16 protein-coding genes are annotated in these 22,346 nt (G+C 72.3%); 13 read left to right on the top strand and 3 right to left on the bottom strand.

The window, feature by feature from the left end; all coding sequences use genetic code 11:
• The first annotated feature begins 127 nt into the window (after window positions 1-127).
• Window positions 128-883 carry an SDR family oxidoreductase gene (locus ACIQCJ_RS13310; RefSeq protein ID WP_391045812.1) on the top strand — a complete coding sequence of 252 codons (756 nt, stop codon included), beginning with the start codon at window positions 128-130 and terminating at the stop codon, window positions 881-883.
• 357 nt (window positions 884-1,240) lie between these two features.
• Window positions 1,241-1,711 carry an RNA-binding S4 domain-containing protein gene (locus tag ACIQCJ_RS13305; RefSeq protein WP_401308308.1) on the top strand — a complete coding sequence of 157 codons (471 nt, stop codon included), beginning with the start codon at window positions 1,241-1,243 and terminating at the stop codon, window positions 1,709-1,711.
• A 177-nt stretch (window positions 1,712-1,888) separates the two neighbouring features.
• On the opposite strand, the gene ACIQCJ_RS13300 is transcribed toward ACIQCJ_RS13305, so the two are convergent.
• Window positions 1,889-2,296, bottom strand: a complete 408-nt coding sequence (locus ACIQCJ_RS13300; RefSeq protein WP_402711421.1) for a VOC family protein — start codon at window positions 2,294-2,296, stop codon at window positions 1,889-1,891.
• Between the two features lie 88 nt (window positions 2,297-2,384).
• Between ACIQCJ_RS13300 and ACIQCJ_RS13295 the strand changes: the two genes are divergently transcribed.
• The 4 genes from ACIQCJ_RS13295 to ACIQCJ_RS13280 all read left to right on the top strand — a co-directional run bounded on the left by ACIQCJ_RS13295 (window position 2,385) and on the right by ACIQCJ_RS13280 (window position 5,945).
• Window positions 2,385-2,831, top strand: a complete 447-nt coding sequence (locus tag ACIQCJ_RS13295) for a MarR family winged helix-turn-helix transcriptional regulator (protein ID WP_402711420.1) — start codon at window positions 2,385-2,387, stop codon at window positions 2,829-2,831.
• Window positions 2,832-2,974: 143 nt separating this feature from the next.
• Window positions 2,975-4,168 carry a thiolase family protein gene (locus ACIQCJ_RS13290; protein ID WP_402711419.1) on the top strand — a complete coding sequence of 398 codons (1,194 nt, stop codon included), beginning with the start codon at window positions 2,975-2,977 and terminating at the stop codon, window positions 4,166-4,168.
• Between the two features lie 209 nt (window positions 4,169-4,377).
• On the top strand, window positions 4,378-5,244 hold the full coding sequence (locus ACIQCJ_RS13285; RefSeq protein WP_402711418.1) for a metallophosphoesterase family protein: 867 nt from the start codon (window positions 4,378-4,380) through the stop codon (window positions 5,242-5,244).
• A complete protein-coding gene (locus tag ACIQCJ_RS13280) occupies window positions 5,241-5,945 on the top strand; it encodes a 4'-phosphopantetheinyl transferase superfamily protein (protein ID WP_391163193.1) in 705 nt (234 codons plus the stop codon). The genes ACIQCJ_RS13285 and ACIQCJ_RS13280 overlap by 4 nt, the downstream gene beginning before the upstream one ends.
• Before the next feature lie 696 nt (window positions 5,946-6,641).
• Here the strand turns inward: ACIQCJ_RS13280 and ACIQCJ_RS13275 are convergent.
• Complete coding sequence (locus tag ACIQCJ_RS13275; RefSeq protein WP_391045798.1) at window positions 6,642-7,694, bottom strand: substrate-binding domain-containing protein; 1,053 nt, start codon at window positions 7,692-7,694, stop codon at window positions 6,642-6,644.
• A gap of 138 nt (window positions 7,695-7,832) precedes the next feature.
• Window positions 7,833-10,886: a discoidin domain-containing protein gene (locus ACIQCJ_RS13270; protein ID WP_402711417.1), complete on the bottom strand. Its 3,054-nt coding sequence runs from the start codon at window positions 10,884-10,886 to the stop codon at window positions 7,833-7,835.
• A gap of 388 nt (window positions 10,887-11,274) precedes the next feature.
• On the opposite strand from ACIQCJ_RS13270, the gene ACIQCJ_RS13265 reads away from it, so the two are divergent.
• From ACIQCJ_RS13265 to ACIQCJ_RS13235, 7 genes are all read left to right on the top strand, one after another.
• Window positions 11,275-12,579 carry an extracellular solute-binding protein gene (locus tag ACIQCJ_RS13265; protein ID WP_355341763.1) on the top strand — a complete coding sequence of 435 codons (1,305 nt, stop codon included), beginning with the start codon at window positions 11,275-11,277 and terminating at the stop codon, window positions 12,577-12,579.
• 377 nt (window positions 12,580-12,956) lie between these two features.
• Entirely contained in the window at window positions 12,957-13,955 is a 999-nt protein-coding gene (locus ACIQCJ_RS13260) for a carbohydrate ABC transporter permease (protein WP_402711416.1), read from the top strand.
• Complete coding sequence (locus ACIQCJ_RS13255) at window positions 13,952-14,824, top strand: carbohydrate ABC transporter permease (protein ID WP_188285249.1); 873 nt, start codon at window positions 13,952-13,954, stop codon at window positions 14,822-14,824. The genes ACIQCJ_RS13260 and ACIQCJ_RS13255 overlap by 4 nt, the downstream gene beginning before the upstream one ends.
• A gap of 2 nt (window positions 14,825-14,826) precedes the next feature.
• A complete protein-coding gene (locus ACIQCJ_RS13250) occupies window positions 14,827-17,517 on the top strand; it encodes a glycoside hydrolase family 3 C-terminal domain-containing protein (RefSeq protein ID WP_402711415.1) in 2,691 nt (896 codons plus the stop codon).
• Between the two features lie 201 nt (window positions 17,518-17,718).
• Window positions 17,719-18,999, top strand: coding sequence for an alpha-L-fucosidase (locus ACIQCJ_RS13245; RefSeq protein ID WP_391045784.1), 1,281 nt, complete (start codon window positions 17,719-17,721; stop codon window positions 18,997-18,999).
• A 179-nt stretch (window positions 19,000-19,178) separates the two neighbouring features.
• A complete protein-coding gene (locus ACIQCJ_RS13240) occupies window positions 19,179-20,360 on the top strand; it encodes an ROK family transcriptional regulator (protein WP_402711414.1) in 1,182 nt (393 codons plus the stop codon).
• Window positions 20,361-20,899: 539 nt separating this feature from the next.
• A complete protein-coding gene (locus tag ACIQCJ_RS13235) occupies window positions 20,900-22,336 on the top strand; it encodes an aldehyde dehydrogenase family protein (protein WP_402711413.1) in 1,437 nt (478 codons plus the stop codon).
• Window positions 22,337-22,346 lie beyond the last annotated feature (10 nt).

The raw sequence follows: 22,346 nt of genomic DNA, 5'->3' as shown, positions 1-22,346 counted from the left end.
GTTGATCCTCCCGCCCGCGTCAGGGAAGTCGGTTGACACCGGCCGCCCGCGCTGCCTAGCGTCGTGCCCGTATGTGACTGCTATTCAGATGAAAGAACGCCTCGGAGTGAGGCGGAGAGCGGGGACCGTGGCAGAGCAGCAGCAGCGTCGCGTGGTGGTGTCGGGCGGCGGGACCGGAATCGGACGGGCCACCGCGGCGGCCTTCGCCGCCGACGGCGACCGGGTGACCGTCCTCGGCCGCCGCGAGGGCGTCCTGCGCGCCGCCGCCGAGGAACTGAACGAGGAGTACGGCAAGGGGCGCGTCGACCTCTTCGCCGCCGACCTCACCGAGCCGGAACAGGTGCGCGCGGCAGCCGCGTTCATCACCGCCGAGGGCCCCGTGGACGTCATCGTCACCAACGCGGGCGGCAACGCCGCCTTCGACGACGACGGCACCCTGGAGGGCATCGCCGACGGCTACCGGCGCAACTTCGCCGCCAACGTCCTGACGGCCGTCCTGCTCACCGAGGCGCTGCTGCCGTCCGTACGGCGGCCCGGCGGGCGGATCGTCCACCTGTCCTCGATCGCGGCGGTACGCGGCCCCGGCTCGTACGGCGGCGCGAAGGCGGCCGTGCACGCCTACACCTTCGAACTCGCCCAGCGGCTCGGCAAGGACGGCATCACCGTCAACGCGGTGGCGCCCGGCTTCGTCGGCGACACCGAGTTCTTCGGCGACCGCGGCACCCCGGGGTTCATCGCCTCCCGCGTCGCCCAGACGCTGACCGGCAACCCCGGCAGGCCCAGCGAGATCGCCGCCGCGATCAAGCACCTGGCCGCGCCCGAGGCCGCGTACACCACGGGACAGATCCTGCACGTCAACGGCGGTGCGATGCTGGGCCGTTGACCGCCCGGACGCGCCCGGGCGGTCACGCGGCCGAGCGGACCTTCGCCACCGGCGGTTCGTGCGACAGGTCCTCGGCCGGCAGCCGCTTGGCGATGGAGCCGGTGCCGGGCCGCGATCAGATTGAAGTTGGCGTGCCCGACCACCCGGACCAGCAGCACCACCTGCCTGACTGTCCACGCCCCCGCCGCGTCGATCGGAGCGGGCGGCGCCGCCTCCTCGGTCACGGGACCGGTCTCACCGACGGTAGTCGCACCAGCACCCTCACACTGCGCCGCGCACCCCGCACGCGCAGCCGTCCGCCCAGGTGAGCGGGAAACCAGGGGTGACGGGAGCGGACCACGTCGTAGGCTCGGAGGCATGGCTGGTGACGAGGGGAAGCCCGCGGGCGGCGGGAGCGTACGGGTGGACAGTTGGATCTGGTGCGTACGGCTGACCAAGACACGCTCGATCGCCGCCGCGGCGTGCAGGGCCGGACACGTCCGGGTGAACGGCGAGCGCGTGAAGCCCGCCCAGGCCGTACGCGTCGGCGACGAGGTACGGCTGCACCACGCGGGCCGCGAGCGGATCGTGGTCGTCTCCAAGGTGCTGAGCAAGCGGGTCGGCGCGCCCGCGGCGGCCGAGTGCTTCGTGGACAACAGCCCGCCGCCGCCCCCGCGCGAGGACGTCCTGGCGCTGGGCCTGCGCGACCGCGGCACCGGACGGCCGACCAAGCGCGACCGGCGCGAGCTGGAACGGCTGCTGCATGGCAGCGCGCGGCCCGGCGACGGCGGCCGGCCCGGCGGGACCCCGCGTCCGCGCGGCGGCGCCCGGCGTCCGGAGGACGGCTGAGGGGTGGGCGGGGTCCCGAAGACGGGTGAGGGGTTCCCGGCGTCCCGCGGACGGCTCAGCGGCGCCCGTGTGACCCGCGAGTCCTGCGTCGGACCCTGGCTGATGGCTCAGAGCGTCTGAGCGCACTGAGCGCTGCTGGGCGGCTGAGGACCCCGGCGGGACCGGCCGTACGCCGGATCAGTACGACTGGAGTTCCAGGAGGTTGCCGTCCGGGTCGCGCAGATGCGCGGTCCGCATCGACGGGCCCCACTCGGGGCGGTCGGCCGGGGGAGCGACCGGCCGTCCGCCGTGCCGCAGGCACAGCTCGTACCCGGCGGTGACGTCCGGCACCCGGCTGACCAGCACGGCCCGGTTTCGGGCGGGCGGCGGGTCGGCGGACAGGTCGGTGCCGCCCGTCACCTCGGCCATCGCGGCCCGGTCGAAGAGGGAGAGGACGCCCTCGGCGCCGACGTCCCAGCTCGCGTAGGGGCCGCTCTCGCCGCCGCGGGTCAGCGCGGCGCCGACGAGACCGGGGAGCACGGCGTCGTAGAAGCGGAAGGTGTCGGCGAACCGGCCGACGAGCAGGCGCGGGTGGAGCGCGTCCATCGGGAGACCTCACTCGGTGCGTACGGGATGATGAGTGACGGGATCATAGGTTCTGACCCATCATTGGTGCCAGCCTACAATGAGGTCCATGCACGGAACACCGCCCACCCTCGCCGCCCTCACGACGTATCTGCTGTCGAAGACCGGCAAGGCCGCGCGCGGCAGGCTGGCCGCCGAACTGTCCGACGAGGGCCTGCGGCTGTGGCACATGGCGGTGCTCGCCGCGCTCGCCGACTTCGGCCCGCAGGTGCAGCGGGAGCTGGCGGGGAGGCTGGGCGTCGACCCCAGTGACATGGTGAAGGTCGTCGACGAACTGGCCGCGTCCGGCTGCGTCGAGCGCGCCCGCGACACGGCCGACCGCCGCCGGGTCCGCGTCGCCCTCACCCCGGCGGGACGCGACCGCCTCGCCGCGCTCACCGCCCGCGCCGAGGCCGTACAGGACGACGTGCTCGCCCCGCTCGACGCGCGCGAACGGGCCCAATTGCACGCCCTGTTGCTGCGGGTGCACGACGGGCTGCCCGCCGGGGGACGGTGAGACCACGGCAACGGCGGGGCTGGGGAGTGCCGGGAGCGGCCCTCGCCCCCGTAAACTTGCGGTGCTAGTTTACGGGGGCGGTACGTACCCACACCCGGGGCCGCCCGACCCGCACCATCGGGTCCCGCCAGGAGGAGCACGCGATGCGACCTGTCCACTTCGCCGCCGCCCGCCGCACCCCCATCGGGAAGCTGCGGGGAGCGCTCTCCACGGTCCGCCCCGACGACCTGGCGGCGACCGTGCTGCGCGGTCTGCTGGACGGCGTGCCCGCGCTCGACCCCGCCAGGATCGACGACGTCTACTGGGGCGCGGCGAATCAGTCGGGCGAGGACAACCGCAATGTGGCGCGGATGGCCGTGCTGCTCGCGGGCCTGCCGGACAGCGTGCCCGGCGCCACCGTCAACCGGCTCTGCGCGTCCGGGCTCGAAGCCGTCACCGCCGCCGCCCGCATGATCGCGGCGGGCGAGGCCGACATCGTGGTCGCGGGCGGCTCCGAGTCGATGAGCCGCGCCCCCTTCGTCCTGCCCCGCCCCGACGACGCGCTGCCGCACACGATGCCGACGCACGACACCCGGCTCGGCTGGCGGCTCACCAACGACCGGATGCGCGAACTGCACGGCGTGCTGGCGATGGGGGAGACGGCGGAGGAGGTCGCCACGCGGTACGGCGTCAGCCGCGCCGACCAGGACGCCTTCGCGCTGCGCAGCCACCGCAATGCCGCCGCGGCCCGTGGGAAGGGCCTCTTCGACGCCGAGATCCTGCCCGTCACCCGGCCCGACGGCGTGGTCGTCACGCGGGACGAGTGCATCCGCGAGGACACCACGGCCGAGCGGCTGGCCGCGCTCAAGCCGGTCTTCCGCAAGGACGGCACCGGGACGGTCACCGCGGGCAACGCCTCGCCGATGAACGACGGCGCCGCCGGGCTGCTGCTGGTCAGCGAGGAGGCGCTGCGCGACCTCGGACTCGAATCCCTCGGCCGGTACGCGGCCGGGGCCAGCGCCGGAGTGCACCCGGACGTCATGGGCGTCGGGCCGGTCCCGGCGACCCGGCGCGTGCTCGCCCGGCTCGGCAGGACCGTCGACAGCGTCGAGGAGGCCGAGTTCAACGAGGCGTTCGCCGCCCAGGCGCTGGCCTCCGTGCGCGAACTCGGCGTCGACCCCGAACTGGTCAACCCCGACGGCGGCGCCATCGCCCTCGGCCACCCGCTCGGCTGCTCGGGCGCCCGTATCCTCACCACCTTGCTGCACCGGATGAACCGCACCGGCGCCCACCGGGGCCTGGCCACCATGTGCGTCGGGGTCGGCCAGGGCACGGCGGTGCTGGTCGACCGCGACTGAGCGGTGACGGACGCGCGACGGACGCGCGACGGACGCGCGCTCGATCCGTGTCGGTGCGACAGTGCCGCCGCCCGGGCGAAACGGCGGCGAGGGTGACGGGAACCACCTCCGTGACACCCGCCCGCGGACCCGAAAGCCCGGTGCCGTCCGCCGCCGTCTGGGACAATCGATCGCGTGCCTACACCACTTAGCGGACGAGTTGACGCACGTTGACCGGCCCCGACAGCGGGGCGCAGCTACTCGCGATCAGTGACCTGCACGTCGGTTACGCGGCCAACCGCCTCATCGTGGAGCAGTTGCGGCCGGGGACGGACGAGGACTGGCTGATCGTCGCCGGAGACGTCGCCGAGAACTCCGAGGACATCATCTGGGCGCTGCGCACGCTCAAGGAGCACTTCTCCACCGTCATCTGGCTGCCGGGCAACCACGAGCTGTGGACCCCGCCGGACGACCCGGTGCAACTGCGCGGCGAGGCCCGCTACCGCCACCTGGTCGAGGAGATCCGCCGCCTCGGCGTCATCACACCCGAGGACCCGTACCTCTTGTGGGAGGGCGAGCGGGGGCCGGTCGCGGTCGTGCCGATGTTCCTGCTGTACGACTACACGTGGCGCGACGGCACGCCCGGTGCCACCACCAAGGAAGAGGCGCTGGCGCACTCGCGGGACCTCGGCGTGATCTGCAACGACGAGCGGTTCCTGCACCCCGACCCGCTGCCGGGCCTCGACGACTGGTGCCGGGTCCGGGTGGCCGAGACCGAGGCGCGCCTGGAGGCGCTGGACCCGGCGCTGCCGACGGTGCTGGCCAACCACTTCCCGCTGCACCGCGACCCGACGCGCATCCTGCGCTACCCGTCGTTCGCGCTGTGGTGCGGCACCGAGCGCACCGAGCAGTGGCACACCCGCTTCCGGGCCGCCGAGGTCGTCTACGGGCATCTGCACATCCCGCGCGTGATGTGGCGCGACGGCGTCCGCTTCACCGAGGTCTCGCTCGGCTACCCGCGCGAGTGGGGGCGCCGCGACACCGGGCCCGCGGGGCCGCGGCGGATACTGGCCGGACGTCAGGGCGTCCGCCGGTGATCGAGCACCTGCTGCCCGCCGCCGTCCGCTCACGGGCCGTGTACGGCGCGGAACTCGACAGTGCGCCGCTCTTCCCCGAGGAGGCCGCGGCCGTCGCCAAGGCGGTCGCCAAGCGCCGCGCCGAGTACGCGGCGGGCCGCGCCTGCGCCCGCGCCGCGCTGGCCGGGCTCGGGATCGCGCCGGGGCCGATCCCGCGCGACCCCGACCGGGGCGCGCCGGTCTGGCCGGTCGGCGTCGTCGGCAGCATCACCCACTGCGACGGCTACCGTGCCGCGGCGGTCGCCCGTACCTCCGACGTCCACACCCTCGGCATCGACGCGGAGCCGCACGGACCGCTGCCCGAGGGGGTGCTCAAGGTCGTCACCGCCACCGACGCGGAGGCCGCCGCGCTGGAGCGGCTGGGCGAGGAAGCACCCGAAATCCACTGGGACCGGCTGCTGTTCAGCGCCAAGGAGACCGTCTACAAGGCGTGGTATCCCTTCCACCGCAAGATGCTCGGCTTCGAGGAGGCCGAACTCCTCTTCACGCGCGACCCCGACGCCCCCGACCGCGGCGGCTACACCGCCCGCCTCCTGATCCCCGGCCCCCTCCTCGCCGAGAACATCGGCCCCGACATCTTCACCGGCCGCTGGACCACCCGCAACGGCCTCGTCACCACGGCGATCGTCGTCCCCAACCCAACCGCTACGCCTGCCGCTTGACCCCCGCGACACCCCGGCCCCAGCACCTCGCGCACCGGACCCGTGCGCGGCCTGTGTCCGACCACCCCGCGAGTCCCGCGGCTGTCGGCCGAACCGGAGCGCGACCTCCCGCCGCCCCGAGACACGGCCCCCCGGCCCGGAATTCCGCCAAGGCATCTCCCGTCTGCCGAGGCAGCGCCGGAACCCCGCCGAACCCCCGACCCAATCCGCCCAACGGCCTGCGCCGCCAGGCGCACCGCCGCTGAGTTCCGTACGACAGCCGCCGGGTGGCCGAGTCCCAGCAGACGCTCAACGGGCTGCGCCGTCCGGCGGATTCGTGGTGGACGCGAGCGCCGTCCGGTGCCGGGGCGGGCCGGCTCGGCCCACCGACCTGTGCCGTGACGTGGCCTGCGGCGGAGTGTCGGTACCGAACGCCGGTGGGCGTTCAACGGGCTGCGCCGTCGGGCGGATTCGTGGCGGGCGCGGGCGCCGTCCGCTGCGGGGGCGGGCCGGACTGGCCCACCGACCGGTGCCGTCATGCGGCCTGCGGCGGAGTGTCCGTGCGACGGGTGCCGGGCGGCGAAGTCCGGGCAGACGCCCAACGGGCTGCGCCGTCAGGCGCCGCCCGGCGCAGTGCCGGTACCGAGCGCCGGTGGGCGCTCAACGGGCTGCGCCGTCGGGCGGATTCGTGGCGGGCGCGGTTGATGACCTCCGCCGTCAGGCGGATTCGCGGGGGATCAGGGTTGTTTTGAAGATCGCTGAGCGGGTCTGCTGGGCGGGGTCGTCGATGAGGGCCATCAGGAGCTTCGCCATTTCCGCGGCCATGTCCTCCACCGGCTGGCGGATGGTGGTGAGCAGGGGGCGGGAGGACAGGGCGGCGCTGCTGTCGTCGAAGCCGATGACGGCCACGTCGTCGGGCACGCGGCGGCCGTGGTCGCGCAGGACGAGAAGGGCGCCCTGGGCCATGAGGTCGTTGGCGACGAACACGCCGTCGGTGTCGGGCTGTTCGGACAGCAACTGCTTCATCGCCCGCTCGCCGCCCTCCTGCGTGAAGCTGCCCTCGACGCTGGGGACGTACGCGTAGCCGTGCTCGGCCATCGCCTCGCGGAAGCCCGCGAGGCGGTCCTGGCCCGCGGGGGAGTCGGCCGGGCCCGCGATCGTGGTGATCCGGCGGCAGCCGCGGGCCAGCAGGTGCTCGGCGGCGAGCTTCGCGCCCGCCTGCTGCGCGACGTCCACGAAGCTGATCGGGATCGGCGTGGCCGGCCGGGCGAACAGCACGGTCGGCAGCCCGGCCTCGGTGAGCAGGGACGGCAGCGGGTCGCCCGGCGCGATCGACACCAGCACCACGCCGTCGATGTGCTCCTGCCGCAGATTCGGCACCAGCGAGCGCCGCGCCTTCTCGGAGTCGGCGAGCATCAGCAAGGGGTGCACGCCGCGCGGGCGCAGCACCGTGAGCAGGCCGCCCACTATCCGGCCGAAGAACGGGTCGCTGAAGACCTGCCCGAGGAAGGGGTCGTCGGCCGCGTGGTGGTCGGGCACGGAGAAGACCAGCGCGACCGAGTCCGTACGCCGGGTGACCAGCGACCTGGCCGCGCGATTGGGGATGTACCCGGTCGCCTCGACCGCCTCCTGGACGACCTTCTGGATCTCCGGATCGACATTGCGCGTCCCGTTGACCACCCGGGACACCGTCGCCCGCGACACCCCGGCGGACCGCGCGACGTCTTCCAGTGTGGGCAGGCGGGGCCCGGCAGGACGGCTGCTCGTCATGGTCCAGTTATACCACGCACGGAGAGCGCTCTCCCTAAGTCCTGGTCGGACAACACGCAGATGGGGCGGGGTACGGCAGCCCCCCACAGGCCCGCCGCGCCCCGCCCCGGTCTCAACCGCGCGCCCCGGTCACCCGGGTCACGCGTACACCCCGAACTCGTACAGCGAGTACCCGTAGGCCGTGCCGCGCTGCGTCAGATTCAGCCGCACATAGCGGCCGGACCCGTTGACGTCGAACGTCTCCACGCCGCCGGTCGCGGTGGTCGTGCTGTAGATGTCCGTCCACGTGTTGCCGTCGTTGGACACCTGCACCTGGTACGACTTCCCGTAGGCGGACTCCCAGCCGAGTTGGATGTGCTTGATCGCGGTGTTCTGCCCGAGGTCGACCCGCAGCCACTGCGCGTCGGTCCAGTCGGTCGCCCACCGGGTGTCCCAGCGCCCGTCCGTGGTGTTCGACGGCGGGAACGGCGCCCCGTTGCCGGTCTGCTGGTACGAGGACGCGGTCGTCGGCTTGCCGAGCGCCACGTTCGTACCGCCGACCGTCGGCGCCACCACGCGGAACGACTTGGTCTCGATACCCACGTTCCCGTGCCCGTCGAAGGCGTACACGTACACCTTCCACACCCCGAGCGTCTTGGGCGCGGTCACCGTGAACCTGCCGTCGCCGGTCTGCGTGAACGTGACCTGTTGCAGACCGGTCCCGCTGTCCACGTACTTGGTGGAGTACATGAGCTGATACCGGATCAGATCGCCGTCCGGATCGGTCGCCGACGCCGAGACGTCGAAGGTGCCGCCTGCCGGGACGGAACCGCTGTTGCCGACCGTCATCGAGCTGATCACCGGCGGGGTGTTGGCCTGCGGCGTGCCGCCGTAGTCCTTCGCCACCGAGTAGTACATCATCCGGTTCCAGCTCGCCGGGCGGACGTTGAACCACACGCCGCCGAAGTCGTTCTCGTTGCCGTAGTGGAAGATCGTGGCGCCGAGCGCCACCCCGGTGTGGCCCGAGATGCAGTTCCACGCGGACAGGTACGCGTCCCGCTTCTGGATGTCCGTCGGCTCGGTGGGCACCCCGTTCGCGTCGTTCGGCACCTCCCACTCACCGGCCTCGCCGGTCTCGGTGACGATGTACGGCTTGGTGTAACCGCCGTTGATCCAGTCCTGCTTCACATTGCAGACCGCACCGTAGGAGTTGACCGCGTAGAGGTCGAGCGACGGCGTGTACTGCTTGTAGTACGGCCACGCGCCGGTCCACGCGTCCGTCGACGTCACCGGGTGGTTCGGGTCGATCGCGTGGATCGCCTGCGTCACCTGCTCGACGAACTTCGCGTAGGCGATGCGCTGTTGCTCGATCGCGGCGCCCGAGTAGTGGTCCTGCGTGGTGAGGATGACCTCGTTGCCGACGTCCCACATCAGCACGCCCGGGTGGTTCTTGTACGTCGTCACCCAGTTCTTGATGTCGTTGAGCGTGTTGGTCTTGTACGCCGTGTCGTTGACGTAGTCCGCGCCTTGGTTGAGCCAGAAGCCGTTGACCACCTTCAGACCGAACTGCGCGGCGGCGTCCAGCAGCGGCTTGGTGCCCGCGTCGGTGCCCCAGGTGCGCACGGTGTTGACGCCCATCGCCTTCAGGTCACGCATGTGCGCGTTCGCCGTGTCGTTGGACGGACCCCAGGTCATGCCCTTGACGGTGTACGGCGCCCCGTTGACGGTCAGCTTCCAGTTGCCCTGGCCGCCCGTGACGTGCACGTCGCTGGCGCCGGTCGGCACCGGGGGGTCGGTGAGCGGGGTCGGCACGGTGCCCGCGGCGATCTGGGAGACCGTCACGTTGTCGATGCTCAGCGCGCCGCCGGAGGAGGTGTCGGCGGCCGGAGAGGTGCAGCCGCAGACGGAGTTGGGGTAGGAGCCGCCGATCCGGAGGCTGAAGTCCACGAAGACGCCGTGGTGCACGGCCGCCTCCCAGGTCGCGACGCCGACCTGCGACTCGCTGACCTGCCAGATCTGCTTGCCGTCGAGGTAGTAGCGGATCTGCTCGTCGGACTTCGTGCGGTCGATGATCTCGGAGTACGTGTGGTAGCCGGTCTGGCAGCCGGAGCAGGTGGCCAGACCGCTGGTCTTGCCGTTGTACTCGTCGCAGTTGCCGCCCGGCGCGGTGCCGCAGTGCAGGGTCGCCGAGAGCTGCGAGCGGCCGTTGACGTTCTCCATGATGTCGCTCTCGCCGACGGCCGGCCACGCGCCGGGGTTGCCCCGGAAGGCGGCGCCCATCGCGCGGAAGGACGGCCAGTAGCCCAGCGCCTTGGCCGGATCCGGCTGCTTGAGCGTGGCGGAGATCTGGAGCTGGCCGCCCGCGGGCGCCGCGAAGTCGGTCCGCTTGGACTCGATCCGGCCGGACGTCCAGGCCGTACCCGACTTCAGGGCCGTCAGGTTGAGGTGGCCGTTGCCGTCGAGGCCCACGTTCGCGGGGGAGTTGGTGGCGGTGTCGACCTCGCCGGTGCCCCAGTTGGCGGGGCCGCCGGGGTAGGCGGTGCCGGTGTCCGTGATCCAGTTGGCGGCGCTGGGCGAGGTGCCGGCCGCGCCGGTGAAGTCGTCGCTCCACACCGTGGTCCAGTTGCCGGGCGGCGGCGTGCCCGTACCGCCGTTGTCACCGCCGGTCGTACCGCCCGTGCCGCCGGAGCCCGCGGTGCCGTACACCTGGAACTCCCACAGAGAGTAGCCGTAGCCGTTGTTGCGCACGGTGCCGTTGATCCGGACGTACCGGCCGGTGCCGCTGACCGTGAGGGTCTGGGTGCCGCCGGTGCCGGTGGTCGTGGAGTAGATCGTCGTCCAGCCGCCGGTGCCGGTGTCGGAGACCTGGATCTGGTACGCCGTCGCGTAGTTCTCCCAGTTCAGCACGACCTTGCTGACGGTGGAGGTGGCGCCGAGGTCGACCTGGAGCCACTGCGGGTCGCTCCAGGCGCTGGCCCAGCGGGTGCCGGCGTCGCCGTCGACCGCGGCGGAGGCCGGGTAACCGGCGCCCTCGGTGCTGGACGCGGTGGCCGGCTTGCCCTGCGAGAGCAGGGTGTCGGCGGCGTGCGCGGCCGTGGTGGGGACGGCGAGCGCGTACAGCGCGAGGCCCATGGCGAGGAGCACCAGAAGGGCCGCGCGCAGCGACGGTGGAAGGGATCTGAACCGGGCGGTCGGTGAGTGTGAGGCTCTCATGCCGATTCTCCTGCGGGGGGAGGTGAGGGAGGGAGGGTGCGGCTCTCCGGGACGGCGGGTTCCGGGGCATGGAGCATTCGGGAGAGCGCTCTCTCAGTGGGCAGATGGTTGCGTCCCGGTTTCCGGGGTGTCAAGGCATCGGACACGAGATGACGACATGTCATGCTCGTTATGCCCTCTAACATCCTGAATCGGCAGGTCTGTTCACCGTCGGAACGTGCGTATCCGGTGCGGATCGGAGTACCGGGTCTTGACACACGCCCGTGCGGGGCGTGAATGTACCGGCATTGGGAGAGCGCTCTCCAAGCGTTCTTTTCCTGCCTGCCCCGGGGTCCCTCCGGCCGCCCCGCCCGTCCGCCCAGAGACCGAGAAATCCGAGGAAGTCCCCATGAGCGACACAGGAAACAGACGCAGGACGTGGCTCGCGGGAGGGGGCGCCGTACTGGCCGCCGCGCTCCTGGCCACCGGCTGCGGAAGCGACTCGACGTCCAAGTCCGGTTCCGGCGACGACGCCGACGCCAAGACCACGCTCACCGTGAACCTGTTCTCGGACTTCGGCTACAAGGACCTCTACGCCCAGTACCACAAGCTCCACCCGAACATCACGATCAAGGAGAACCGCGCCGACCTGGGCGCCCACCACCAGAACCTGCACGCGCACCTGGTCGCGGGCAGCGGCACCGCCGACATCGAGGCGATCGAGATCGGCCAGGTCGCGGGCTTCCAGTCAGAGGCGAGCAAATTCGTCAACTTCCTGGACGAGGGCGTCGACAAGAACCAGTGGGTGCCGTCCAAGACCGCCCCCGCCTCCAGCCGGGACGGCTCCTCGCTCTTCGGCCTCGGCACCGACATGGGCGGCATGGCACTCTGCTACCGCGCCGACCTCTTCCAGAAGGCCGGGCTGCCCACCGACCGGCAGGCCGTCTCCTCGCTGGTGTCGAGCTGGGACTCCTACTTCTCCACCGGCAAGCAGTTCCTCGCCAAGAGCCCGGACAAGAAGGTCAAGTGGTTCGACGCGGGCAGCAATGTCTTCTCCGCGATGACCGCCCAGGCGCCGCAGGCGTTCTACGACGCGGACGGCAAGGTCGTCGCCGCGTCCAACCCGGCGGTCAAGCAGGCGTTCGACACGGTCGCGGGCGCCATCAAGGACGGTGAGTCGGCCGGTATCGCCGCCTTCACCCCCGCCTGGGACACCGGCTTCCGCAAGAGCCAGTTCGCCACCGTGACCTGCCCGGCCTGGATGAGCTACGAGTTCAAGGCCAACCCGCCCGCCGACGGCGGCAAGTGGGACATCGCCACCATCCCCGGCGGCGGCGGCAACTGGGGCGGCTCCTATCTGACGGTACCCAAGCAGGGCAAGCACACCAAGGCCGCCGTCGAGCTGGCCAAGTGGCTCACCGCGCCCACCCAGGAAGCCTGGCTCTTCAAGAACAAGGGCTTCTTCCCCTCCGACCAGGCGCTGTGGACCTCGCCCGACATCGCGAACCTCACCGACCCGATGTTCAACGGCGCGCCCACCGGCAAGATCTTCTCCGACTCCGCGAAGAACCTGAAGCCGCAGCCGCTCGGCCCGCACGGCGCCGACATCGGCAACATCTACGGCAACGCCCTGGTCTCGGTCGAACAGGGCAAGGCGAGCGTGGACAAGGCGTGGAGCAACGCCAACGCCGAGATCAAGAACATCGGCGAGTAGTGCCCGGCCGGCGGGCACGGGTGCCGGGCGCCGCTCGCGCCGCCCATGACCCGCCGGTCCCGGCACCACCCTTCCGGCGTCCCGGAGCCGGGCCCCGAGCCCGGACTCCCGGACCGAAGTGGCCGCCGGATCGCGGCGGGCGGCCACCGGATCCCGCCGTCCGCGCGGACCGCTGTCCCGAGCGGGCCGCGCGGACGGTGGGGCACGACGGGAGCCGGCCCCGGACGTGAGGTCCTCAGATCCTCCGGGTCCCTGACCGCCCCGAGGTTCCCGTTCCGGGCCGCTCGCGCCACTCGACGGGCCGGCGGGGGTTGCGCACCCTTCCCACTCCCCGCCCACCGCGTACCCCCCGCCGGCCACCAACCAGGAGCAGATGCATGGCCGTCTCGACCGGCACCCCGCCCGCCGCGCAGGACAATCCCTCGCCCGGAAAGACGGCGCCCGACTTCGCCCCCGCCAAGGGGGCCCGCTGGCACCGGGCCGAGCGGCGCCTGTCGCCGTACTTCTACATCTCGCCGTTCTTCCTCGTCTTCGGCGTCTTCGGCCTGTTCCCGCTGCTCTACACGGCGTATGTGTCGCTCACCGCCTGGCGGGCCGACACCGACGGCAGCAGGCACACCTTCGTCGGCCTCGACAACTACCGCACCCTGCTGCACGACCAGTTCTTCTGGAACGCGCTGCGCAACACCCTCGGCATCGGCGTGCTCTCCACCGTCCCGCAACTGCTGCTCGCGCTGGGCCTGGCCCACCTGCTCAACTACCGCCTGCGGGGCCGCACTTTCATCCGGATGGGCGTGCTGCTGCCCAACGTCACCTCGGTCGCGGCCGTCACGATCATCTTCGTCCAGCTCTTCGGCCGCGACTTCGGCCTGGTCAACTGGTTCCTCGGCCTCTTCGGCGTCCCGCACACCGACTGGCAGGCGGGCACCTGGTCCTCCTGGATCGGCATCTCCACCATCGTCACCTGGCGCTGGACCGGCTACAACGCGCTGATCTACCTCGCCGCGATGCAGGCCGTCCCCTTCGAGCTGTACGAGGCCGCCGCGATCGACGGGGCCAGCCGGTGGCGGCAGTTCAGGTCCATCACCATCCCGGTGCTGCGCCCCACCATCTTGTTCACCGTCATCACCTCGACCATCGGCGCGCTCCAGATGTTCGGCGAGCCACTGCTGTTCAGCGCGAGCCAGACCCCGATGGCGGGCGGCTCGCAGCACCAGTTCCAGACGATGGCGCTGTACTCGTACGACCAGTTCTGGGGGAAGTTCAAATACGGCTACGGCGCCGCGATCTCCTGGGCGATGTTCCTGGTCATCGTCGTGATCGTCGCCGTCAACTTCCTTCTGGCCCGCCGCATGAAGGGAGTCGAGGCCGCATGACCACCCTGCCGCTCACCAAGCGCCCCCGCCGCCGATCCGGCCGGGACCGTCAGCTCTCGGCCGGCAAGGGCGTCTACGTCGCGCTCGCCGTCGTCGTCGGACTCTCGGTCTTCCCGCTGTACTGGACGCTGGTCGCCGCCTCGCGGGACAACGCCGCGCTCAGCCAGGTGCCGCCCGCGCTGCTGCCCGGCAGCCACCTCCTGTCCAACCTGCGCCGGGCGTTCGACCAGGCCGACATGCAACTGGCCCTGGTCAACTCGCTGATCGTGGCCGGCACGGTCACCGTCTCGGTGGTGCTGACCTCTACCCTCGCCGGATTCGCCTTCGCCAAGCTTCGGTTCCCCGGCCGGAGTCCGCTGCTGGGCTCCGTGGTGGCGACGATGATGGTCCCCACCCAGCTCGGCATCATCCCGCTCTACATCATGATGGCGAACTGGCTGCACTGGGCGAACCACCTCCAGGCGCTCATCGTGCCCGCCGCCGCCAACGCCTTCGGCGTGTTCTTCATGCGGCAGTACCTGGTCACGGCCATCCCCGACGAACTGCTCGACGCGGGCCGGATGGACGGCTGCACGACCCGGGGCCTGTACTGGCACATCGCACTGCCCGCCGCCCGCCCGGCGATGGCGGTGCTCGGCATGCTCACCTTCATGGCCAGTTGGAACGACTTCTACTGGCCCAAAGTGGTCATGACCCAGCAGAACCCCACGGTGCAGCTCTCGCTGTCCGAACTGGCCAGCGGCTACATCCAGGACTACTCCCTGGTGCTCACCGGGGCGCTCGTCTCCAGCCTGCCGATCATCGCGGTCTTCCTGCTGATGGGCCGTCAAATCCTGGACGGCATCATGCAGGGGGCCATGAAGGGATGACCATGATCACTCCCGAGTCCGAGTCCCTGCCCCTTCCCGGGCCCGCGACGCTGTCCGATCCCGCGTCGGGGAACGGGTCGGGGCCCGCGCCGGGGTCCGCGTCACAGCCCGCGTCGGAGGCGGAACCCGCCCCGTCCGACGCGGAGTTGGACGCGCTCGTCGCCAAGCTCGACCTCCCCGCCAAGGTCCGGCTGCTCTCCGGCGCCAGTTCCTTCAGGACGCAGGGCGAACCGGCCGTCGGCCTGCGGGAGATGGGCGTGTCCGACGGGCCCGCGGGCGTACGCGGCGAGCGCTGGGACGAACGCGACACCGCGCTCGTCCTGCCGTCGCCGACCGCGCTCGCGGCGAGCTGGGACGAGGAACTCGTCGCCGAACTGGGCGGTCTGCTCGCCGCGGAGGCCCGCCGCAAGCGGATCGACATCATGCTCGCCCCCACCCTCAACCTGCACAGGACCCCGGCGGCCGGACGGCACTTCGAGTGCTACTCCGAGGACCCGCTGCTCACCGGACGCACGGCCGCCGCGTACATCCGCGGCGTCCAGGCCGGCGGCGTCGCGGCCACCGCCAAGCACTACGTGGCCAACGACTCGGAGACCGAACGCCTGACGCTGGACGCCCGCGTCGACGAACGCACCCTGCGCGAGGTGTACATGGCGCCCTTCGAGGCCGCGGTGCGCGCGGGCGTGTGGGTGGTGATGTCCGCGTACAACGCGGTCAACGGCGTCACCATGTCCGAGAGCCCGCTGCTGGCCGAACCGCTCAAGGGCACCTGGGGCTTCGACGGGGTCGTGGTCTCCGACTGGGGCGCGGTCCGGTCCACCGAGGAGTCGGCGCTCGCCCCGCAGGACCTCGCGATGCCGGGGCCGCACCCGCTGTGGGGCGAGCCGCTGGTGGCGGCGGTCCGCGAGGGCCGGGTGCCCGAGACGGTGATCGACGACAAGGTCCGCCGATTCCTGCGGCTCGCCGCACGGGTCGGTGCGCTGGAGGGCTTCCAGGGGACCTTGTCACCCCTGGAAGCCCACGGCGAAACACGAGCGACCCCTCCGGCGACCGCCGCGCCGGTCGTGTCCGACGACGCCCGCGCCCTGCTGCGCCGCGCGGTCGCCGCCGCGAGCGTCCTGCTGCGCAACGAGGGCGGGCTGCTGCCGCTCGACCCGGCCCCCGGACGAAGGAGCGGCCCGGAAGGTCCGGACGCCGGGCCGCCGCGGATCGCCGTACTCGGCCCGAACGCCGCCGCCGCGCGCGTCCAGGGCGGCGGCAGCGCGGGCGTCTTCCCGATCGAGGTCGTCTCGCCGCTCGACGGCATCAGGGACGCGGTCGGCGACAGCGCCGAGGTCGTGCACGCCGAGGGCGTCGTCCTCACCACCCGCCCGACCCCGCTGCACAGCGGCAACTCCCGCGACCCGCGCAGCGGCGCACCCGGCGTCCTGGTCCGCTACCTCGCCGCCGACGGCGCCGAGATCCACGCCGAGCACCGGCTCAGCGGCCGGATCCTGGAGTCGGGCGACGCGCCGGAACTCGCCGCCACCGCGGCGGCCGTCGAGGTCAGCGCCCTGGTCACACCGGATGTCACGGGAGAGTGGCGGTTCGCCGTCGTCGGCCTCGGCGCGGTCACACTGCGGGCGGACGGCGAGACGCTGATCGACACCTATGTGCGGCCCGAATCGCGGGACCCCACATATGTCCATGTCACACCGTCCTTCCGGGTGGCGTCCCGGCAGGTGACGGCGGGCGGTGAACTGCTGCTGGTCGCCACCCGGCACTGGGAGGCGGACGACGGCTTCGCGGTCGCGCTGGCCGCCGACCCGCCGCGCCGCGACGAGGACGAGTCGATCGCCGAGGCCGTGGCGCTGGCCCGCGACGCGGACGTGGCCGTCGTGGTCGTCGGCACCACCGACGAGATCGAGAGCGAGGGCTTCGACCGTACGTCGCTCGCGCTCCCCGGCCGCCAGGACGAACTCGTCGCCGCGGTCGCCGCCGCCAACCCCCGTACCGTGGTGATCGTCAACTCCGGCGGACCGGTCGAACTGCCCTGGCGGGAGAGCGTCCCCGCGGTGCTGCTGAGCTGGTTCCCCGGCCAGGAGGCCGGACACGGCCTGGCCGACGTACTGTTCGGCCACGCCGAGCCCGGCGGGCGGCTGCCCACCACCTGGGCCGGACTCGCCGAGGGCGCGCCCCTGCCGTCCACCACTCCCGCAGACGGTGTGCTGCCGTACGAGGAAGGGCCGTATATCGGCCATCGTGCGTGGCGCAGGGCGGGCGCGGAACCCGCGTACTGGTTCGGTCACGGGCTCGGCTACACCACCTGGGACTACCGGTTGCTGGACGTGCCCGAGGCGGCGGAGGAGACCTCGGGCCACGGCGAATCCGCAGGTGAGGGCGGGGAACGGGACATCGTGGTACGGGTCGCGCTGCGCAACACCGGGGCGCGTGCCGGCCGCGAGGTCGTCCAGGTCTACCTCGGCACCGGGCCCGACGGCGACTATGACAACGGTGGACCGCGACTGGCCGGATTTACCGCGGTCCGGGCCGAGCCCGGTGAGGATGTCGTGGCGGAAGTTCACGTGGCAGCACGGTCGTTCCAGCGGTGGTCACCCGCGGAAGGACGCTGGCGGAGCCGCCCGGCCCCGTACACGCTGTACGCCGGGCCCACGGCCGCCCGGCTGCCGCTCTCCGCGCCACTGGCGTTCTGAGAGAACGCACCGAGACCGGGGCGCCCCCCTCACCTGACAGTCGGGGGCGTCCCCCGGGCACACTCCGGCCCGGTCCTGATCCGGTGGAGCCTGGGGGTTCCTGAGGGATCCTGAGGGGGATTGATTGCCCGGACCGGCGAACCGTAAGGTCAACGCGTCCCGGCAACACATCCGATGTATCGTCTCGCGAGGACGCGCCCCATGCCCATGCAGCCCTGGTTCGCCGACGCCAAGCTCGGCATCTTCATCCACTACGGGATCTACGCCGTCGACGGCGTCCCCGAGTCGTGGTCCTTCTACACCGGGCAAGTCACCCGGGAGCGGTACATGAAGCAGCTCGCGGGGTTCACCGCCGCCGCGTACGAACCGGACGACTGGGCGCGGCTGTTCGCCCGCGCCGGCGCCCGCTACGCCGTGCTGACGGCCCGTCACCACGACGGCGTGGCCCTGTGGGACACCGCCCGCGAGGACGGCCTGTCCGTCACCCGCGACACCCCCGCGGGCCGCGACCTGCTCGGCGGCTACGCCGACGCGCTGCGCGCCGAAGGGCTCAAGGTCGGCTTCTACTACTCGCACTCCGACTGGTCGCACCCCGACTACCCGTCCGTCCGGCACCCCGACCCCGACCCGCTCCAGGCCGCCGTCAACGACAACCCGCTCAGCGCCCCCGCGCCGGGCGCGGAGGACCCCGCCGCCTGGCGGCGCTACCTCGGCTACCGCGACGCCCAGGTCGTGGAACTGGCCGAGCGGTACCGCCCCGACCTGCTGTGGTTCGACGGCGAGTGGGAGCGCGCCGAGGAGCAGTGGGGCATCGACACGCTGGCCGACGCCGTCCTCGCGGTCAACCCCGAGACGGTCTTCAACGCCCGGATGTTCAGCCGCGGCGACTACGCGACCCCCGAGCAGGGCGTCCCGCTCCAGGCCCCCGACGGCCCCTGGGAGCTGTGCCTGACCGTCAACGACTCCTGGGGCTACCAGGGCCACGACGACCACCAGAAGTCGGTCGGCCAGCTCGTGCGCTACTTCACCGAGACGATCGGCGCGGGCGGCAATCTGCTGCTGGACGTCGGCCCGCGCGAGGACGGCACGATCACCGCGGAGCAGGCGGCCCGCCTCGAAGGGCTCGGCGACTGGATCGCCCGGCACTCCGCCGCCGTCTACGGCACCGTCGCCGGACTCCCGGCCGGCCACCACTACGGTCCGAGCACCCTCTCCGCCGACCGCCGCACCCTCTACCTGACCTGCTTCGACGCCCCGCGTGAGACGGTCTCACTGCGCGGCCTGCGCAACGCCGTACGCCGCGTGACCGTGGTCGGCACCGGTGCCGAACTCGGCCACGAGGTCACCGGCGGCCTGCACGACGTACCGGGAGTGCTGTGGATCGACGCGCCCTCGGCGGCCGACGTGGACGAGCACGCCACCGTGCTGGCCGTGGAACTGGACGGCGAACTCGACCTCTACCGGGGGACGGGACGGGTGTGAGGAGTGGTCCAAGGACGGCCGCGGGTCGGTGGGAAGGGGTGAGTTAACCCGTAAGCATCCGATGTCTTGGTTCCTGGGGAGTGCTCCCCAAAGCGGAGAGTGGGTGATCTGGCACTATGTGCCCTGTACTGCGCTCTCCCGGGGGTGCCGTGTCCGACCGACATCGTGGAGGGAGCCCGGTGACGCGCGACGTGGGCCGGACGACGAGGGACCTGCGTCGGCACAACCGCACATCGGTGCTGACCCGGCTCTATCTGCACGGCCCCGCCAGCCGCTACGACCTGATGCGCGCCACCGGGCTCAGCTCCGCCACCGTCAGCAACGTCGTCACCGACCTGGTCGCGGACGGCCTCGTCGCCGAGGCGGGACTGCTCGACTCCGACGGCGGCCGTCCCCGCACGCTCCTCGAAGTGCGGCCCGGATACGGGCAGGTGGCCGGGGTCGACATCGGCGAGACCCACGTCCAGGTCGGGCTCTTCGACTGGACGCTCGACACCCTCGCCACCGCCACCTACCCGATGGACACCGGACGGCCCGACCCCGCGGTGCTGGCCGGGCTCGTGACGGCGGGCATCGAGGAAGTCACCGCCAAGGCGGGCGTCGACACCGGCACCCTGCTCGGCGTAGGCGTCGGCGTGCCCGGCGCCGTCCTGCCCGACGGCTCGGTCCACGCGCCGACCCTCGGCTGGTCGGACATCCCCTTCGACGCGCTGCTCAGGCCGCACATCGCCGCGCCCCTGCACCTCGACAACTGCGCCCGCACGCTCGGCCAGGCCGAGATGTGGCGCGGCGCGGGCCGGGGCGCCGAACGCGCCATCGTCGCGCTGCTCGCGGTCGGCGTCGGCGCCGCCGTCGCCACCGGCTCGCCCGGCGGCGTCACCAGCACCACCAGCGAGTGGGGCCACACCGTCGTCGAGGCGGGCGGCGCCGCGTGCCGCTGCGGCTCCCACGGCTGCCTCGAGGCGTACGTCGGCGCCGACGCCATCCTCGGCCACTACGGGCGCGTCCCCGGCGCCCCCGAACTCCCCGGCGTCGGCACCGAGGCGCGCGTCGCCGCGCTCGTCGCCGCCGCCTCCCGGCCGGGCCCGGCGGCCGACACGGTCCGCTGGACCGCGGAGTACCTGGGCATCGGTATCGCCAACCTGATCAATCTGCTCAGCCCCGACCGCGTCATCCTCTCCGGCTGGGTCAGCGGCGCCATGGGCCCGACGATGCTCCCCGCCGTACGCGACGCGATGCGCCGCCACACGCTCGACTACCTGGCGGCGGGCACGGCGGTGGAACTGGGCCGCCTGGGCCCGGAGGCGGTGGCGCTGGGGGCGGCGACGCTGCCGGTGCACGGGGTGTTGACGGGGGGGTAGGGGGGGCGGTTCGCGTCCGGTCGGTGGTGCGGGGGCGCTGCGGCGGGGAGCGGCCTTGGGTGGGGGTGCCGTGGCGGCGAACCGTGCGTGGGAGCCCTCTTGCGCAGGCGCACCGTCCTTCCCTTTTTTTGCCGCCCTCTCGCCTCCGGCGGCTTAGATCCGGTGTCGACGCTCCTCTTCGACGGTCGCTCGTTCCTCGCTCCCTGCTCATCGTCGCTTTCGACACCGGCGCCGCCTTCGGCTCGCTGGCTACCGGCGAACCCCACCGCGCAGCGGTGCCGCAGGGGCGCAGCCCCTCACGCAAACGCACCCCACCGGCGAACCCACCTGCGCAGCGGTGCCGTAGGGGCGCAGCCCCTCGCGCAGCCGCACCCAGCGGCGAACCCCGGGGCGGGGCGGTGAGCTGGTGGGGAACCGGCTGGGGGATGTGGGGCCCGGGAAAAAGTTGTGTGCGACGGATTGACCGGTGATCGGTCGCTACTTAGTTTAAGTCCAAGAAAAAGGCGGCTCATTTCGTTACCCCCTTCCTTGGAGAACGTATGCCCTCGCATCCCGGAGACGGTCGGCTGTACATCGACGGCGAGTTCGTGGCGGCGGCGTCGCGGAGGAGCGGGGTGGTGGAGGAGAAGGCGACGGGGCGGGAGATCGGGCGGTACGCGCTGGGGGCGGCGGAGGACGTGGACCGGGCGGTGGCGGCGGCGCGGGCGGCGCAGCCGGGGTGGGCGGGGCTGGCGGCGCCGGAACGGGGCCGGTATGTGCGGGAGTTGGGGCGGTATCTGGAGGACCGGTTCGGGGAGCTGGTCGAGCAGAGCATGCGGGAGACGGGCGGGGTGAGGGCGAAGGCCGAGGACGAGGTGGGGACGAGCGTGCGGCAGCTCGCCTTGTCGGCGGTGCAGGTGAGCGAGAACGCGGGGGAGATCCTGCCGCCGTACAAGGCGGGGAAGCTGTCGCTGTCGCGGGTGGTGCCGCTCGGGGTGCTGGGGCTGATCACGCCGTGGAACTACCCGATGAATCTGGCGATGCGGGCGGTGGCGCCGGGGTTGGCGTTCGGGAACACGGTGGTGCTGAAACCGGCGGAGCTGACGCCGGTGATCGGCGGGCAGGTGCTGGCGGAGGCGGCCGAGCATGTGGGGCTGCCGCGCGGGGTGTTGAACGTGGTGACGGGGGAGGGCCCGGAGGCCGGGTGGGCGTTGGCGCGGCATCAGGGGGTGGACATGCTGGACTTCACCGGGTCGCGGGAGGTGGGGCTGGCGATCAGCCGGGCGGCGGCGGGGGAGTTGCGGGACATCCGGCTGGAGTTGGGCGGCAGCAACGCGTTCGTGGTGCTGGACGACGCGGATGTGGAACTGGCCGCGGACTGCGCGATGGTGGCGTCGCTGGAGTTCCAGGGGCAGACGTGCATCAGCGCCAGTCGGCACATCGTGCAGCGGGCCGTCGCGGACGCGTATGTGGAGGCCGTGGTGCGGCGGGCGGCGGCGCTGAAGGTGGGGGACCCGTTCGACGCGGGGAACGCGTTGGGGCCGCTGATCAGCCGGGCGCAGCTCGACCGGCTGCACCGAACGATCGTGGAGCCGTCGCTGGCGATGGGCGCGCGGTTGGTGACCGGCGGCACGTACGAGGGGCTGTTCTACCGGCCGACGGTGCTGACCGGGGTGACGCCGCCGATGCCCGCGTTCCGGGAGGAGGTCTTCGGGCCGGTGATCCCGGTGACGGTGGTCGACACCGAGGAGGAGGCCGTGGCGCTGACCAACGGCCTTCCCATGCTGATGAATTCGGTCTTCACGCGGGATCTGATCCGCGGTCTGTCCGTCGCGGAGCGGCTCGCGGCGGGCGAGGTGCACGTCAACGACGCGCACGCCAGGCACGGCGCGGAGAACCAGATGCCCGGCTTCACGCGGCGGCAGTGGATCGGCATCCAGCGCACGCCGTTGAACCTTCCCGACTGGGCCACCGCGCCCGCCACCGACGAGAGCTGAGGAACCACCC

The sequence above is a fragment of the Streptomyces sp. NPDC093221 genome (assembly GCF_044753885.1).
Taxonomy (GTDB): domain Bacteria; phylum Actinomycetota; class Actinomycetes; order Streptomycetales; family Streptomycetaceae; genus Actinacidiphila.
The sequence above is the reverse complement of the archived record's forward strand: the minus strand, read 5'-3'. Positions and strand labels throughout refer to the sequence as shown.

Coding starts and splice junctions, on each gene's coding strand:
- ACIQCJ_RS13255 (WP_188285249.1), top strand. CDS start 13,952: ATGACCACCCTGCCGCTCACCAAGCGCCCCCGCCGCCGATCCGGCCGG.
- ACIQCJ_RS13295 (WP_402711420.1), top strand. CDS start 2,385: ATGCACGGAACACCGCCCACCCTCGCCGCCCTCACGACGTATCTGCTG.
- ACIQCJ_RS13235 (WP_402711413.1), top strand. CDS start 20,900: ATGCCCTCGCATCCCGGAGACGGTCGGCTGTACATCGACGGCGAGTTC.
- ACIQCJ_RS13305 (WP_401308308.1), top strand. CDS start 1,241: ATGGCTGGTGACGAGGGGAAGCCCGCGGGCGGCGGGAGCGTACGGGTG.
- ACIQCJ_RS13245 (WP_391045784.1), top strand. CDS start 17,719: ATGCCCATGCAGCCCTGGTTCGCCGACGCCAAGCTCGGCATCTTCATC.
- ACIQCJ_RS13275 (WP_391045798.1), bottom strand. CDS start 7,694: ATGACGAGCAGCCGTCCTGCCGGGCCCCGCCTGCCCACACTGGAAGAC.
- ACIQCJ_RS13250 (WP_402711415.1), top strand. CDS start 14,827: ATGATCACTCCCGAGTCCGAGTCCCTGCCCCTTCCCGGGCCCGCGACG.
- ACIQCJ_RS13270 (WP_402711417.1), bottom strand. CDS start 10,886: ATGAGAGCCTCACACTCACCGACCGCCCGGTTCAGATCCCTTCCACCG.
- ACIQCJ_RS13260 (WP_402711416.1), top strand. CDS start 12,957: ATGGCCGTCTCGACCGGCACCCCGCCCGCCGCGCAGGACAATCCCTCG.
- ACIQCJ_RS13300 (WP_402711421.1), bottom strand. CDS start 2,296: ATGGACGCGCTCCACCCGCGCCTGCTCGTCGGCCGGTTCGCCGACACC.
- ACIQCJ_RS13265 (WP_355341763.1), top strand. CDS start 11,275: ATGAGCGACACAGGAAACAGACGCAGGACGTGGCTCGCGGGAGGGGGC.
- ACIQCJ_RS13290 (WP_402711419.1), top strand. CDS start 2,975: ATGCGACCTGTCCACTTCGCCGCCGCCCGCCGCACCCCCATCGGGAAG.